Source organism: Labilibaculum antarcticum, assembly GCF_002356295.1.
Lineage (GTDB): Bacteria > Bacteroidota > Bacteroidia > Bacteroidales > Marinifilaceae > Labilibaculum > Labilibaculum antarcticum.
This window is the reverse complement of record NZ_AP018042.1, coordinates 575,693-592,975: the sequence shown is the minus strand read 5'-3', so window position 1 is coordinate 592,975 and position 17,283 is coordinate 575,693. Positions and strand designations below refer to the sequence as shown.

Sequence of the window (17,283 nt, the reverse complement as noted above, 5' to 3'; positions counted from 1 at the left end):
GAATTTAAAATTGAATTATTCGACGAACTAAAATCAATCCTGAAAGAACATTACGGACAATTATCCAGGAAATGGATGAAACCTTATGAGGTTTGTGAACTACTATCTCTTCAATGTAGATCCCAATGATAGAAGCAATAAAAGGATATTCAATGGCGGCTTAGTTTCGTAAATTGATTAAACAGACAGATAAATTATTCAATTAAGATGAAGAAATTAGTGTTAAAAGGTAGTGCATTCTTAGCGTTCATGTTTTTTATTTTGACGCCAACTTTTATTGTGGCTCAAAACGACGTAAAAACGGAAACAGGCACTCAGCAGGAACAACTAAAACTGGTTGCCGCCCGAAAAACAAATCCCACAACAGTCGAAATCGAATTTTCCAATTACCAGAAAATGTTGATTGATTTTTATGGAAACAATGTTTTCAGAATGTTTCAGGATAACAGTGGTAAAGGATTGAGAGCCCCTCTGGCAGAACCAGCGGCAGAAATATTAGTGAAGGAGCCCCGAAAATCGGTTTCGGAACTTGATGTGGAAGACAAGGGAAACAAGATTACCATCAAAACGCCTGCTATTCAGTTAACGTTTTACAAAAACGAGACAACTTTCGAACTTAAAAACCTGAAAACGGATAAAATAGTTGTCAAGTCGATGGCTCCGATTGTATTCAATAAAAACAAAGTGAAAATTGAATTGAGCGAAGATCAGGATGAATACTTTTATGGTGGTGGTGTGCAAAACGGACGTTTTTCGCACAAAGGAAAAATCATTGCCATCGAAAATCAAAACAGTTGGACCGACGGAGGTGTTGCTTCTCCAACACCATTTTACTGGTCAACCAATGGATATGGTTTTATGTGGTACACTTTCAAAAAAGGAATGTACAATTTCGATGCTAAAAACGAAAATAAAGTAAGCTTATCGCACGACACCGATTATTTGGATGTATTCTTCATGGTAAACGATGGCCCGGTGGCTTTACTGAACGATTTCTATCAATTGACCGGAAACCCAATATTGATCCCTAAGTTTGGATTCTACGAAGGTCACCTAAATGCATACAACCGCGATTACTGGAAAGAGAATCCTAAAGGAATTCTTTTCGAGGATGGGAAACGTTACAAAGAATCGCAAAAAGACAATAGTGGCACCAAAGAATCGCTAAACGGTGAGAAAGATAACTATCAATTCTCGGCCAGAGCCGTTATAGATCGCTATAAAAATCACGACATGCCATTGGGCTGGATTTTACCTAACGATGGTTATGGTGCCGGATACGGACAGACTTCAAGTTTGGATGGCAATATTGCAAACCTGAAAGAGTTTGGCGATTACGCCCGTAATACTGGTGTTGAAATTGGTTTGTGGACTCAATCGGACCTGCACCCCATTGATACCATTGAAGCACTTTTACAACGTGATATTGTGAAAGAAGTTGGGGAAGCAGGTGTTCGTGTACTTAAAACCGATGTGGCTTGGGTAGGTGCTGGATATTCTTTTGGATTGAACGGAGTACAGGATGCCGCTGAAATCATGCAGGAGCATGGAAATAAGGCCAGACCATTCATTATTTCACTCGATGGCTGGGCAGGAACGCAACGATATGCCACGATCTGGTCGGGCGATCAAACCGGCGGTACTTGGGAGTACATTCGATTCCACATTCCAACATTTATTGGATCGGGCTTATCGGGACAACCAAACATCTCAAATGATATGGATGGTATATTCGGAGGTGGTAATCAGATCGTTAATACGCGCGATTTTCAATGGAAAGCATTTACGCTTATGCAGTTGAATATGGATGGCTGGGGTGCAAACGAAAAATATCCGCACGCTTTGTGCGAACCTACAACGTCAATCAACCGCAACTATTTGAAGCTTAAATCGGAATTATTGCCTTACGTTTACAGTGTAGCTCATGAAGCGGTTGACGGAATGCCAGTCATGAGAGCAATGTTCCTGGAAGAAGAAAATCCTTATACTTTAGGAGAAAATACCGAATATCAATTTATGTTGGGCCCCAATTTCCTTGTTGCTCCCATCTATCAAGACACAAAATCCGACACATTGGGCAACGATATTCGAAACCATATTTATTTACCCCAGGGAAGTTGGGTGGACTATTTTTCAGGTCAGGTTTACGAGGGGGGACGAATCATCAATAATTTCGATGCACCAATTTGGAAATTACCGGTATTCGTAAAAAGAGGAGCCATCATTCCAATGGCGAATCCGAACAATAATGTAAGTGAAATAAACCGGCAACGGAGAATTTACGAAATTTATCCCTACGGAAATTCATCCTTTGTTGAATACGATGATGATGGTTTAACCACCGATTACATTCGTGAGCAATACATTACAACACAGATTGAGTCGGTGGTCGATGGCGATGTGGTGAATATCCTTGTAGAACCTACAAAAGGGTTTTTTAATGGTTTTGTAAAAGAAAAAGAAACTGAATTCCGGATCAACGTAAGCAGTCAGCCACAAAAAATTACAGCTAAAATAAATGGCAAAAAAGTGCGCATGAAGAACGTGAAATCAATACAAGACTTCAACGCTCGCACGAATGTTTACTATTACAATCCGGAGACAAACATGAACCAGTTTGCCACAAAAGGAAGTGAATTTGAAAAAGTAAACATCACCAAAAATGCGCAATTGTTAGTGAAGGTTGGAAAAACAGATATTAGCCAAAACAACATTAGCCTTAAGCTTACCGGTTATGAATTTAATTCGGTAAACCAGATACTTAAAAATACCGGGGAGTTGTCGACAGTGAAAAATCCGACTGTTCTTGACAGTAATGCTACGGCATATACTTTGAAACCAATCTGGGATAAAATAGCCAATGCTGATTGCTACGAACTTCAGTTTGACGGAATGTTGTATTCTAACATCAAAGATAACGAATTGCTGTTCGGAAATTTAACTCCGGAAACAGAATACACATTCAAGGCCAGAGCCGTTAATAAAAGTGGAAATTCAGAATGGGCTAACTTCACTGCTAAAACACAAGGTGATCCGCTGCAATTTGCCATTAAGGGAATCACGGCTGAAAGTGCGACTATGATGCAGGGTGGACATGGCTTTAATCGATTGTTCGACTTCGATGAAAATTCAATGATGCACACCAAATACTCAGAGAAAGTCGATCACTTTGAAAGCATAATCGACTTGAAATCTATCAACCAATTAGAGAAAATTGTTTATTTACCACGCCTAAGCGGAAGAAATGGGATCATTCAAAGTGGTAAATTCTTGTACAGCGACGACAAAGAAAACTGGACAGATGCTGGTAGTTTTGAGTGGAAAGCCGATAATGAAGTGAAAACATTCATATTGAAGGACCAAGCGGTAGCTCGTTATATCAAAATGGTGGTTGATAAAACGAATAACCACTTTGGTTCGGGCCGACAACTTTATATCTTCAAAGTTCCGGGAACAGAAAGCTTCCTGCCGGGTGATATCAACAACGATGGCGTGATCGACAGCAACGACCAGACATCGTACATGAATTATACAGGCTTGCGTGAAGGAGATAGTGATTTCGGGTATGTAAGTCGTGGGGATGTAAATAAGAATGGATTGATCGACGCTTACGATATTTCAAATGTAAGCACTCAACTTGATGGTGGAATTAGTAACACACCAATAGAAAAAGTGAAAGGGAAACTAATTTTGTCCGCTTCGAAAAGTAAATACCAAGCCGGGGAAATGGTTGAAATTAATGTGGATGGCAGTATGCTTAAGTCAGTAAATGCCTTTAGTTTTGCTATTCCATATAACAGCAGCGTTCTTGAGTATGTTGGCTTGAAATCGGTTGATACAAAAGAAATGGACAACATGACTTACAACCGATTGCATTCCAACGGCGATAGAGTTTTGTACCCAACTTTTGTAAACGTGGGCGATCAGCCAACCTTAGAAGGCGACGGAACAATCCTGATTCTTCAGTTTAAAGCTAAACGTTTTTTTGAATTCAACTTAAAGTTACAAAATGGGCTGGCTGTTGATAAATACCTGAATACGGTAAAGTTCTAAATTAAAGCAATTGCCAAATAACGAAATAGGCTGTCCAAATGTGGACAACCTATTTTATGTTCGAATGCTTACATTACTTTTAGTAGGTGGTTGTGGAAATTTGAGGCGTAGAGTTCACCCAAGTCCTGGAATCTTCAATTTTACTGAAAGTTTTAAGTTTCTTTTCCGCTAACAAAACCAAATCAATCGAAGACCTTGCTTTTACTCGCGGGGCATGGGAAACCAATACTCCAATTGATTTAACGCTAAAAGGAGCAGGCATAACAGAGGTGAAAAACTTAATTAAAGCAAATTATAAAGGACAATTCCATTTTCATTAAGAAAATTATAGGCTTAGTTTAAGCAATAGTGAAGTATTTGTCTTTATTGATTATTAGACTACACTATTATTGTTTTTGATTATCGATACTAAATTATATTAAATGAGCAAACAAATCCTTGTTACCGGAGGCACCGGTTTTATAGGTTCACATACCGTTGTTGAATTGCAAAACAGTGGCTTCGAGGTAGTCATAGTCGATAACCTTTCGAATTCGAAAGTTGAAGTGTTGAAACAGATTCAGGAAATATCTGGCATTCTTCCGAAATTTGAACAGTTTGACTTAACGGACAAACAAAAAGTAAAGGATTTCTTTCAGAGATATCCTGATTTGGACGCCATCATTCATTTTGCTGCCTCGAAAGCGGTTGGCGAATCGGTCGAAAAACCATTGATGTATTACAACAACAACCTGAACTCTTTGATGAATATCATGGAGTGCATGATTGAGTACAAGGTGCCAAATCTTGTGTTTTCATCATCGTGCACGGTGTACGGACAACCCGATAGATTGCCGGTAACCGAACAAACTCCCCGCAAAGAGGCCGAATCTCCTTACGGAAACACCAAAACCATTTGTGAAGATATTATTCGCGATACGATTGCTGCCTATTCGGGTTTAAAAGGGATCGCATTACGATATTTTAACCCGATTGGAGCACATGCTACGGCTAAAATTGGTGAGCTGCCACTGGGAGTGCCCAACAATTTAATTCCTTTCCTAACACAAACCGTGGCAGGAATTCGCCCCGAATTAAGTGTGTTTGGCAATGATTACGATACGCCCGACGGATCGGCAATTCGTGATTACATTCACGTAGTAGATTTGGCAAAGGCTCACGTTGTGGCCATTGAAAGGTTGCTGACTAATAAAAACAAAAAGAATTACGAGTATTTTAACGTGGGTACGGGGAATGGAGTTTCTGTTCTCGAGATCATTAAATCATTCGAAAGAGCAACGGGAGAGAAAGTTCCTCACAAGATTGTAGTCCGCCGTGCAGGCGATATCGAAAAAATATATGCAGATACGAGCCTGGCAAATGAAGAATTAGGATGGAAAGCAGAAAGCACTCTTGATGAAACGCTTCTTTCGGCATGGAAATGGCAAAAACACATAATGTAAATTGTTGAATAAAATAATTAAGATAGTAGTCGGGGAAATTTTACTGTGATTTTTATTGCTGATATTCTATATTGACAAGATTCTTTGGTGAATTACTTGATTTAAATTGTTTGGTCTTAAAATAACTCCAATACAAGGAATGGGGAAAAAACTGGATTGCACAGCAGATACAGATGCAAGAACAGAGGAAGCTCAGCGAAGTATAATGCCTTTAATGATTTTGTAAAAAATCAGAATCATTAGTACTGAAAATCATTAACACTTGAAGGTTTTAAAGAAAGGATAATGGTCTGGTTAAAAATGATAACTACAATCTTAAGAGGGGCATGCAAGATGTGTTTTTGTTCCACAAAAACTCTTGTGCCTTCCGGCAGGGACTTTTCATCCCAGGATGAAAAGCTTGATTGTCCAAAGGACAAAGTAAGGGGATAAGAGTTGGTGATTTATATATTTACTTGATAATAAAAATACCTGTGTAATAGATAATTTATTTTTACAGAAGATGGATGGCTGTCGAAACCTGAGTGATATTTTAATTCGCATTCAGGTTTCCAAAGCCTATTAAAGCCATCTGATCTTCGTTAATCACTTCAGATCAGATGGTGTTTTTTGAGGTTTTTATATTCCCAAAAGATTTAAGGTAGCATTAATGGTTTGCATCCGTTAATTACTTCTTTCTGAGAGATAAAGTTATTTCCATTTTGAAACCAATTAGAATAATGGCGTAAGATTGTAGTAAATTGTAAGATACAGACCTTAATACATGCGTTAGCAAAGTTGGAATCGGCCGTGGATTGACAAAAGCGTTCGGCATAAACGCGCTCAATCATTTCAAAGCGTTTTTTTCTTACGCACAGGCCAGGCAGCAAAGAGCTTTGTATTGATTGCATTCTGCAAAATACAAAGCCCATTGCCAAGCCTGCTTAAAACACATTGAAATGATTTTCACAGCCGGCGCACAGGCCATTTATTCCGTTTCCTTTTGGCAATTCATGACCTGAAATTAAAAAGGGATGCTTACGCAAGTATGAAGGCCTCCTTGTATGAAAATAAGATGAAAATAAAATGGTTGATTCATTTACAGGTTAAGTTATCACTTTGAAGATGTACTAAGCAAGTTTATGTTTTGGTGCGACCAAAACCTTAATAACATCCCGGTGGTCTCTATTTAGAAATTGTATAGTAAAAGAATATTAAAAAGGGGAGGAGTTAAAATGGGAGAACAATCTTATTCTATGGTAGTGGAATGGGTCAAGTAAATTATAATATTTTTCTGAGTTTGTTCATGTCTTTGCTGACTTTTTCATTGACCACCTTCGAATAGATTTGAGTAGTTCTAATATTTTTATGACCAAGCATAGAACTAATAGACTCAATAGGCACACCATTGGCTAAGGTTACTGTAGTTGCAAAAGTATGTCTGGCTATATGGAAGGTTAAGTTCTTGTCTATAGAAGCCAAGTCTGCCAGTTCTTTTAAATAAGCATTTAATTTTTGGTTACTCAAATGTGGGAGAATATGCTCCTCTGTTTTTTTTGCAGGGAACAATTTGTATTTATCAATTAGCTGTATTGCTTTTGGAAGCAGAGGAATGTTAGAAGGTACTTTGGTTTTCTTTCGTTGTGTAATAATCCAAAGATTACCATCTATACCATTTCTAATGTTATTCGTTGTAAGATTTGTAACATCAATATATGCTAATCCTGAATAGCAGGAGAATATAAATATATCCCGAACAATATCTAATCGAGGTGTCGATAGTTTTAAGTCTTGAAGTTTTAGTAATTCTACCTTGTTTAGATATTCTCTTTTTACGTCAACTAAAGTTGATTTGTATTTTGCAAAAGGATCTTTGTTTAGCCAATCATTTTTGATCGCAATATTAATTACTTTTTTTAAATTTTTGATATACTTATAAGTGGTGTTGTTATTGCATTTCCGAACTGTTTTAAAATAGTGATCCAAATCGACTATAAATGAATACTTAATCCGGAATAAAGCAATATCCGTTAGCTTGTATTGATGTTTCAGAAAACTCTTAATATGATCTAATGTCGTAATATACCTTTGAATAGTAGCAGGAGCATATGAAATGCCGATTAACTCTGAAATTTGCTTGTTATGGTATTCAAATACCTGTATCAGAGTTTTTTTGTCTTCATCAAGGCCAAGAAACCGAGCTTTCAATTTTTTAGCAGAAATAAATTCACCATTTTTTACCATTTCAGTATGATGCTCATAGATTGCATTTTTAAGAGCATCTAAAAATTGATTGATTTGAATACCACCTTTCTTTTTAGGAAAAGCTTTATTCAATTTGCTATTCCAATTTTGGAAATTAATGTATCTGCCAGTTGCAATTTCCACACGTCCCACATCTACAGAGATACGCATATAGATTGGAGCCTCACCCTGTTTATTAGAGCGATTCTTTCTAATTAAGAAACTGATATTAAGTGCTGAAAAGGTGTTCATGCTTTAATAAAATCAATTCATACTAAATGTGAATTTTTCAGAATTTTGATTAATTATTGAATGATGTTTAATAAATTTACTAAAAATCAAGTACAATTAAAATTTTATTTTTGAAGTTTGTGCGGTTTAACCTGTTTTGATACAGTTTGTTATATTGGTTTTGGTGAACAAAGTGGATTTTGAAATCTGTTCACCGGAGAGTTCTTACTCCTATTGATATTATTTGTAGTAGAATGAATAGGGGAAAAACAAAAAAGACTGTAAATCAGTAGATTTACAGTCTTTTGGTTTAGGATGATTCCTAAGTTGCGGAGAGAGAGGGATTCGAACCCCCGGTACCTTGCGGTACACATGCTTTCCAAGCATGCACAATCGGCCACTCTGTCATCCCTCCAGATGATATCCAATAGGATAATTGTGCGGGACAAAAATAGAACAAAATAGTTGATTACAAAAGATATTATGAGAAAAATGATTGAGAACCGTCAAACGATTTTTTTAGGTTATCCATTGTTTTTTGGAAATAACTATAGATGTGCTTTTTAGACCATTTTAAATAATTTGTGAGCCATGGAGAGCGAGAAAAAACGTGGTCTAATACCTATGGAATAAATGTAGAAAGCTATGTTTAGCATGGCGAGATGTAGGCTACGAATTTATCCAATCGGTATTATTGGTCAAATCTTACTGATTGAACCCCGTTTTTTCAATTTGTAAAATGTCCTTTTCTAAATATTCAATTTGTTTTCCCTTTTCTAACTTTAAAATGTTTTGAACACTTTTCGGTATGTCGTGATAGTAATGGCTCACATATATTAAACTTACATTGCTGTGTTCACATATTTTTTCAATAATGTATTTGAAATTATTTTGTTGATGGCTGTCCAAGCCTTGAGTTGGTTCATCGAAAATCAGCAATGGCGGATTTTTTACCAGCGCACGGGCAAGCAAGCACAATCGTTGAGTACTTGCCGATACATTTTTGAATAGTTTGGTGGCAGAGTTCTCAATTTCTAGGAGTTCCATCCATCGTTTTGCAATTTCAACTTTTCCAGGATTTGATTTCCGAAAGAGACCTAATGTGTCGTAAAAACCTGATTCAATTACCTGCAGGCAAGAATTTCCATTAGGAAAGTATTGAAAGAATTCAGGAGAGACAAAACCGATTTTCTTTTTAATATCCCATATGCTTTCACCGCTTCCCCTTTTTACATCAAAAAGAGATATGTTGTTGGCATATGCCTGCGGATTATCTCCGTTGACTAAGCTTAGTAAAGTTGATTTTCCCGCGCCATTGTGGCCAAGTAATGCCCAACGTTCACCTTGCTTTATAGTCCAGTTTACATGATCAAGAATGGTGTTTTCACCATATTTAATCACTACATTTTTCATTTTAACGATGTTTTCAAAATTTTCTTGCCTGCTTGACGCCAGTAGTTTTTTTAGTTCTTGGCTATCAATTTCCGATATGGCTGAGAAATGTAAATTTTCCGGTTTGAATTCATATCGGGGAAGGATTTTTGCGATTTTTCCATCCTCAAGAACAGCAATGTGAGTAATTGCCTCTGGTATTTCGTTTGGTGAGGTCGCCATAATGATACTAATACCAGATTCTGATATTTCAGTGATCAGATTATTGATATCCTTTCGTGTATCTATATCGAGTCCGGTGAGTGGATTGTCTAATAGGATCAGAGAGGGATTTTTTAGTAATGCTTTGGCGATAAGTAGTCTTTTTGTTTCTCCATTGGAAAGTTTAATCAGATGTTTGTCTTTCAATTCTTGAAGATGCAGGCGATTCATTACTTTATTTAACGTCCATGTTATGGCCGAAGTTGATGATTCTATTTGTGAAAGAAACTGCTCAACGGTTAAAGTGTCCTCCGAGTCGGAAGAGTTAAAGCGTTGTTGGTAGTAAAAAATGGTGGTGTTGGATAGATTTGTGAAGTTATGCTTTGGCGAAACCTGACTGATTAAATTTTTCCAGGTAAAGAGAACTTGTTTCTTTTTTTTAGCTTTTTCATCCAGAAATGGATGTGTGAATTCTCCTTTTGAGATATGGAATTTGCCTGCAATTGTTTTTAAAAGAGCACTTTTCCCCGAGCCGCTTTCTCCGATTACGGCCCATTGTTCACCCGATTTAACAGTAAGACTAATGTTTTCAAGTAGAATCTGATTAAGATATTGCACATATGCGTTTGTAAAGGAAATTACGGTTTTATTGCTCATTAATAGTGCTTTAAATTTTTAGAGAAGTAAAGATAATTTTTGTCTTGGATTTTATTGTGTTGGAGTGACGAAAAAGTCAGCTATTAAATTGAGTATACTATGTTGATGGCAGAGAATTGTAGCTTTCAGGGGCACATAAAATTACTCTATATGGAATTTGAATTGATCCGTTTGCAACCTTTCTAATCTATAGCGAATGCCACACCTTTTTCTTCTATTGCATTTCTGCATGGCGGAGAGAGTGAGTTTATTAAATAAAAGAGCTTGATTTACAGTCGTTTATAGTGGTGTGATTATTTATGTTCCCTTGAGAGTACAGCAATGTTTTAAGAAAGGGGCAGTAATAGGATGTATCTTTATAAATAAATGGTTCTATAGTAATAATTAAATGAATTTCTCTTGATAGCTTTTTATCTTTTAAAAAGCTATCGTTTTTTCTTTCTCTAACTTGTTGCATTTTATTCGGATATAATTTCAGAAAATAGAAATTATTTAACTCAAGTTTCACACCCAGATAATTAGAATATTATAGGCATAATAAAAGTAGCATGTAGCCAAGGCAAGCCATGGTTTTATTGTAACTACTAGATTACTAGACAAAAAACACAAAACATGTTACTACGCGAAGATATCTCTAAAACTAAAGAAATAAAAATCAAATTTAGAGAAAATTGGATCAGACCAGACTTCCTTATTTCTCATCTTGAAATTTAAGGATATAGTAAGATCAAGAAACGTTTTGGCCTTGTAAAAAATCGGGTATATCTTTAGACTCTTTAGTCATCACATTGCTTGTTTTACCAATTATTGGATTTAATACGATTTCTTCATTAACAAAAAGGAATGAACCTCATATTAGTATCTTAGGTTAAGATAGCTCTAAAAAAAATACCAATTTTGCTTAGTGATTAAAGATTACTATTTTGACTGATAGGTAGTAAATGGAAAAAAAAGAATAGAAACATTTTCAATTATGATTTAGCTCTAATCTAAATAGGAGTTTTTGTTATTCGTAATAAGCCATAGCAGCTTATTAAGCTGCTATTCTACGGTTTTAATGTATCTATTTAGATGTTCTGCAATTTTAATATTTGGGGGCCTTTTTTTCGTACTTAATAAAGATGTCTTTTGGTATTTAGTAATGATCTATATAAAATAAAAAATAGAGTTGTTTCGATCATAATATTAATCAATGTTGATTTAGCTTTCTTTATTGGTTACTTCGCTTTGTTTAATGTATTCGGTTGGACTTATCCCATATTCTTTATTAAAACATTTACTGAAATACTTTTGATTATTAAAACCGGTCATGTAAGCAACTTCAGAAATGTACATTTTGTTTTGCTCTAATAATTGTGCGGCTCTTTTTAGTTTAATGGTTTTAATGAAATTTATAGGTGTATCATTTAAAATTGTTTGCACTTTTCTGTAAAGATTTGCTCTACTCATACCTATTTCTGATGCTAGAAATTCAACATTCAAAATGTTATTATTCATGTTGTCTTCAATAATTTTAATGATTTTTTTTATAAATTTCTCATCATTTGAATCTACTTGAATATCTATAGGAGCCGTAGTTATTAGTTTGCTATATTTAACTTTAAGGTCTTGTCTTGTTTTAAAAGTGTTTTTTAATTTCCATTTTAAAAAATCTAAACTAAAAGGTTTTTCTATATAATCATTAGCTCCAAGACTCAAACATTCAATTTTCGATTCGCTAGAGTTTTTAGCCGTTAACATAAATATTGGAATGTTATTAAACTCAGGATTTTTCTTAATTTGTTTAAGCATCGAAATACCATCCTGTATGGGCATCAAAATATCACTTATAATAAGATCTGGTTTTTCTTCTAATGCAACTTCATAACCTTCTTTTCCATCTGATGCTTCTATGATGTTAAATTCTGTACTTAATTCTTCTTTAATCATTTGTCTTAAATCATCATTGTCTTCTACAATAAGAATTTTTGATTTTTTATGTTGTTTTTTTTGTTCAATGTTAATAAAATCATTAGATGGTTTGTCGATAACTTGAAATTCTGAAGCTTTAATGAAATTTCTCTTTAACGGCATACCTTTATCCATAAGCTCATTTTTCTGGTATCTGTTTTTATAAATTGGAAGATAAAAGGTGAATTCTGTATAAACATGTTCTTCACTTTCAACCATGATGTTGCCATGGTGCCTTTCAATTAGTTTATGAACAAGCTCCATGCCAATACCAGTTCCTGGAATTTGTTTTCTTTGTGATTTTGTTGCTTGGTAGTAGCGGTCAAAAATATAATTTAAATCCTTTTTTGGAATACCAATACCGTTATCCCTAACACTACATTTTATTTTATTACCATTTAAACTATGCTCATCAGTTGAGGGCTCTTTTGGTTTTATAAGGCTTAATGTCACGGTTATTTCTCCTTTTTCCTTAGTATACTTAAAGGCGTTTGATAGAAGATTAAAAAGTATTTTTTCTAAAATATCCACATCATACCAGCCTGTAAGTATTTTCTCTTTTGATATAAAATCATATTTTATATTCGAATTGTTGGCGAAATCATTAAAGGCGTTTTTGATGGTTTTAATGTCGCTTATAATATCATTTCTTGAGATATTTAATTGAAGTTTTCCTTCATCAAATTTTCTTATATCCATAATTTGATTGATAAGGCGATGCATCCTTAGTACGTTGTTGTAAATACGCTGAGAACTTAAGGGATTTAAAGTAAACTCTTTGTCTTTGACTACTTTTTCAATGGTTCCAAGTATAAGGGATAATGGCGTTCTTAACTCATGAGAAATATCTGTAAAGAAAGCCATTTTCATTTTGTTATGCTCATTATCTTTTTCTCTACTTATGGTTTCTCTCACCAAATTTTTCTTCAATAAATACCATCTTCTAATTAATAGGGCATTTATATATATTATTAATAATACTATTAAAATATAGATTAAAATGGCCCAAGTGCTTTTCCAAATGGGGGGGGCTATGGTGAAGGTTACTTTTGATGGTTCTTCGTTCCAGACCCCATCACTATTAGAGCTTTTAACCATAAAGGTATAAGTTCCTGGGGCAAGATCGTTATAATTGGCATTTCTATTAAACGCACTGGTGTATACCCAATAATTATTAAGTCCCTTCAATTTATAAGCATATTCGTTTTTATTTGGTGCAGTTAGGTCTAAAGAGGAGAAGTTAACTGCAATGTTATTTTGGTCATAAGGTAAAATAATTGGGTTGTCAGAAAATATATTTATTTCGTTTGACGTATTTGCAGTATTATTTAAATTGTTATTAAAGGTTTTACCAAGTGTAGAAAAACTTGTTATAACTGTAGAAGGTAAAATATTTTGAGTGCTTAGTTTTTGTGGGAATACACTATAAAAACCATCCGAACAACCAAAGTATAAAATAGTTTTTTGTGCATTAGAACTACTAGAGTTAAATACAAATTGATTTTCATTTATTCCATCTTCAACACCAAAAGGCATAAATCTTTTTGTTGTTAAATTTAGCATCGTAATACCATCTCTAGTACTCATCCAAATATTACCATTAATATCTTCTTCTATTGCAGAAATAATTTTAGGACTAGCAGTATTGGTATCATTGAAGTTTTTAAAGATTTTTAGTTTTTTTTCATACATATTTAAACCACCACCTCTGGTTCCTATCCAAATATTCCCACTTTTATCTTCATGAAGAGTTAAAATAGCATTAGAGGTTAAACCGTTTTCTAATGTTGGTAGATAGTGTTTGTAATTTTCATTAACTAAATCTACGATGTATAATCCTTCACCTCTAGTGCCTATCCATAATTTATTTTCTCCAGTTAATAAAAGTGTTGAAGTATGATTGTTTTTTAGTTTGTCTCGGATTTGTTTTTTAAATTCAGACAAGGGATTTTCATTGTTAATAATGTCTATGCCTTGTTCCCAAATTGCTACCCATACTTCGTTTTTGTTAATAGGGACTATGTCTTTAATTCTGTTTGAGTAAGTTTTAATTTTCATTAAATCAAACTTAGTTTTATCAGGTTTGTAATTTTGAGTCTTATAGATGCTTAATTTATCGGCTATAAAAAATTCTTTTTTTTCATAGCTCTTGTTAATAATACTTACATCTCCAATATCATTTTCAATTTTTAAGTTGGTTTTAGTTTTGTTGTCATAATTATATAGACCATTGGTCATCCCTACTAAAAGATGTCTGTAATTTTCACTATATAAATTGCTAGCTAATTTGTTATCGGTAGTGATTTGATTATATTCAAAAAGTGATGTTCTTTCCAAATATTTATTTACCCCTTTTGATGATCCAACCCAAAGATTTCCATATGTATCAAAGATTGAAGATGTAATATTATTATTTAATAAGTTAATGTTATTAGCATGGTTTGAATAATAGGAAAAATGATATTTATTATTTTTTCTATTGGCTTTTATTAATCCATCTGTTGTACCAATCCAAAGGGCATTGTTTTTCTTGTTAATTGCTATTGTACTTAAGGTGGCATTTGAGTTGAAATTATTTAAAATATTTGGATAATGTTCAAGAATTTCTAATTTACTATCCGATTTATTATACCCGAAAATATACATGCCATTATGGGTAATGGTTATAATTTGATTATTACCAAAAAGTTTCATGCCTACAATTTTTTCTTTAAAATTTGTAGGAGTGAATTTGCCGTTCGCATTTAGAATGAAAATACCCTCATTTGTTCCAATCCAATTTCTTCCCAAGCGATCTTCAATTAATGCAATTACAGTTTTCTCTATTTTGTAAATATCCTTACTTATTTTAGGAGTAAATTCAGATACTAAATTTATTTTGTTAAAATCCTCATTAGTTTGAATTTTTAGCAAGCCATAATTTTCTAATCTAACCCATATATTTCCAGTTTTAGTTATATTCTTAACAATAGAAGTTTTGTTTTTTAAGAAGCCTTTAAACTTGTTCTTTTTTCTATTATAGGTAATTAGATAGCTTTCACTACCTATCCATAAATTATGAAAATCATCTTCAAAAATTGAATTTATATTATTATTTGGAAGAGAATAAGGATTAAACACATCATTTTGATATTCGGTAATGTTGTGACCATCATATTTGTATAAGCCAGAATTACTACCTATCCATAAATACCCAAAACTATCTTCAAACAAGGTGCTAACGTTTGCATTAAATAATACACCATGAATATCTAATTTACGAAAATTAATTGTTTTAGATTGTGAAAATATGGTTAATGAAGTTAATAGTAAGGTTGTTAAGACAAAGAGATTTCTAAACAGTTTTATGATTTTAAAAGTTTCCATAAATATTCTAACTAAGAATGTTGCATAATAGACTGATGTGAGATTTTAAGCAAAGTACATAAGTTTACTGAATGTTTTAGCCTTGCTGATTATTTTTAGGGGTAATTATGCTGACAAATAGGGGGTGTAATGTTGCATTTTCAATGTTTTAGAGGGATTGGTCTGTAGTGCAACATTTATAGGTCGCTTTTGGTATTTTTATTTTTCATTTCAACTGTATATTTGAATTTACTGATGTGTTAAACTTTATAGCACATTAGTGAAATTCAAATATAACTATATATGAAAAAAGGTATTCAAATTTTATTATCAGCTATTGCTGTCATGTGTATGTTCTCATGTGCGATTAAATACAATAAAGCAGGTGGAGAATTGGCTTTAGCTGATGAAAACGAGAAAAAGCCAAATATCATCTATATTCTTGCTGATGATCTTGGTTATGGAGATTTGAGTAGTTACGGCCAAAAACAATTTAGCACTCCGAATATTGACAAACTTGCTTCACAAGGACTGGTTTTCACACAACATTATGCAGGTAGTACAGTATGCGCACCATCGAGGTCTGCTTTGCTGACAGGTATGCATACGGGGCATACACCTGTTAGGGGGAATAAAGAAATTCAACCAGAAGGTCAATATCCAATACCTGATGATACTTATACTTTAGCCGAAACCCTTAAAAAAGGAGGTTATGTAACGGGTGCATTTGGTAAATGGGGTTTAGGTTATCCAGGTTCCGAAGGAGATCCAGTTAAGCAAGGGTTTGATGTTTTTTACGGGTATAACTGTCAGCGTTTAGGTCATAATTATTATCCGTACCATTTGTGGTCAAATAGAGATTCTATAGTTTTAAAGGGTAATTCGGGACACAAAAGAGAAGAATATGCACCAAATTTAATTCAAGAAAAAGCTCTTGAGTTTTTAGAAAAAAATAAAGACACAACTTTCTTTATGTATGTGCCAACTATTATCCCACATGCCGAATTAATTGCGCCAGATTCCATTATGGCTAAATACAGAGGTAAATATTTGCCTGAAAAGCAATTTAAAGGTACGGATGATGGGCCTAATTATAGATTGGGATATTATGAGTCTCAAAAGGAAGGACACGCTGCTTTTGTTGCTATGATAGAAATTATGGATAAACAAGTGGGGGAAATCATGGATAAAGTGAAAGCCTTGGGAATAGAAGATAATACTATTATAGTGTTTACTTCAGATAATGGCCCGCATACAGAAGGTGGTGCAGATCCTAGATATTTTGATAGTAATGGACTTCTTAAAGGATTTAAAAGAGATTTATACGAAGGTGGTATTCGTATTCCTATGATGGTAAGATGGCCAGGTAAAATACAGGCTGGTAGTAAAACAGATTTGATTTCTGCATTTTGGGATGTTTTTCCAACATTTTCAGAAATAGCTGGAGTAAATGTTCCTGATAATTTAGATGGTATTTCTTTTTTACCAACATTATTAAACAAATCAGAAGAACAAAAACAACACGAATATTTGTACTGGGAGTTCCATGAAAATGGAGGAAGGCAAGCGATTAGAAAAGGGAAATGGAAAGCTGTAAAGTATAATGTTTTAAAGCATCCTGATGCACCGATTGAATTGTATGATCTTTCTACAGATTTAGGAGAAGAAAATAATGTAGCCGAAAAATATCCTAAAGTAGTAAAAGATATGGAGCGTATCTTAAAAGAAGCCAGAACTCCATCTGAGATATTTACTTTCGATCAGGTTTCGTTTTAAGTGAAAATAAAAA

General features: G+C 34.0%; 6 protein-coding genes and 1 tRNA gene. 3 read left to right on the top strand and 4 right to left on the bottom strand.

Going from position 1 to position 17,283, the window contains the following annotated elements; translation table 11 throughout:
* The first annotated feature begins 207 nt into the window (after positions 1-207).
* The gene (locus tag ALGA_RS02220; protein WP_096427749.1) at positions 208-4,053 is read left to right on the top strand and encodes a TIM-barrel domain-containing protein; all 3,846 of its coding nucleotides are present in this window, start codon (positions 208-210) and stop codon (positions 4,051-4,053) included.
* Between the two features lie 422 nt (positions 4,054-4,475).
* Positions 4,476-5,495, top strand: a complete 1,020-nt coding sequence (gene galE, locus ALGA_RS02210) for a UDP-glucose 4-epimerase GalE (RefSeq protein WP_096427747.1) — start codon at positions 4,476-4,478, stop codon at positions 5,493-5,495.
* Positions 5,496-6,755: 1,260 nt separating this feature from the next.
* Here galE and ALGA_RS02205 read toward each other — a convergent pair.
* The 4 genes from ALGA_RS02205 to ALGA_RS02190 form a co-directional block, all read right to left on the bottom strand.
* Positions 6,756-7,970: a site-specific integrase gene (locus ALGA_RS02205; protein ID WP_096427746.1), complete on the bottom strand. Its 1,215-nt coding sequence runs from the start codon at positions 7,968-7,970 to the stop codon at positions 6,756-6,758.
* Between the two features lie 309 nt (positions 7,971-8,279).
* A tRNA-Ser gene (locus tag ALGA_RS02200) sits at positions 8,280-8,364 on the bottom strand.
* A gap of 290 nt (positions 8,365-8,654) precedes the next feature.
* Entirely contained in the window at positions 8,655-10,199 is a 1,545-nt protein-coding gene (locus tag ALGA_RS02195; protein WP_096427745.1) for an ATP-binding cassette domain-containing protein, read from the bottom strand.
* Between the two features lie 1,200 nt (positions 10,200-11,399).
* A complete protein-coding gene (locus ALGA_RS02190; RefSeq protein WP_096427744.1) occupies positions 11,400-15,515 on the bottom strand; it encodes a hybrid sensor histidine kinase/response regulator transcription factor in 4,116 nt (1,371 codons plus the stop codon).
* Between the two features lie 282 nt (positions 15,516-15,797).
* Between ALGA_RS02190 and ALGA_RS02185 the strand changes: the two genes are divergently transcribed.
* Positions 15,798-17,270, top strand: coding sequence for an arylsulfatase (locus ALGA_RS02185; protein ID WP_096427743.1), 1,473 nt, complete (start codon positions 15,798-15,800; stop codon positions 17,268-17,270).
* Positions 17,271-17,283 lie beyond the last annotated feature (13 nt).